This is a genomic window from Streptomyces sp. SID13726 (assembly GCF_010548375.1).
In the GTDB taxonomy this organism is placed as follows: Bacteria; Actinomycetota; Actinomycetes; order Streptomycetales; family Streptomycetaceae; genus Streptomyces.
This window is the reverse complement of sequence record NZ_JAAGLY010000442.1, coordinates 1-443: the sequence shown is the minus strand read 5'-3', so window position 1 is coordinate 443 and position 443 is coordinate 1. Positions and strand designations below refer to the sequence as shown.

General features: G+C 70.2%; 1 protein-coding gene. It reads right to left on the bottom strand.

Going from position 1 to position 443, the window contains the following annotated elements; translation table 11 throughout:
- Positions 1 to 217 precede the first annotated feature (217 nt).
- Positions 218 to 443, bottom strand: a 226-nt coding sequence (locus tag G3I78_RS48495) for a phosphatase PAP2 family protein (RefSeq protein ID WP_164437018.1), incomplete at its 5' end; no start/stop codon positions are given.

Sequence of the window (443 nt, the reverse complement as noted above, 5' to 3'; positions counted from 1 at the left end):
CTCCCCGATCTTCAGTACTTGCAGTACCCGGCGCTGGTCGGCGGGGAGATGGGCGGTGGCCTCGTCGAAGAAGGCGGCAAGCTCTCCGGTGACGGCCCAGGCGTTCTTCTCCACGATGGTTCCCCTTCGTCCGGCTGCTGTCCGTTCACGGTCCTGCTCCTTTGAACGAATCGGAGGACGTTCGGATGCCCCGTTCGGCGGAGTCGCCCGCGGCCGTCTACCGGACCAGCGCGAACGTAGCGGCCGCGACGGCCCCGCCCACCGCGGCGCCCGCGAGGACCTGGGCGAGGGTGTGGTCCTCGAGCTCGATCCGGGACCAGCCGACGACGGCGACCAAGGGGTACGCCAGGAGCATGCGGGGCCCGTACGTCATGGCGAGCAGGACGATGCTCCCGGAGGCGACGGCGGCATGCACGCTGATCTTCCAGGCGGGGGTCACGGCG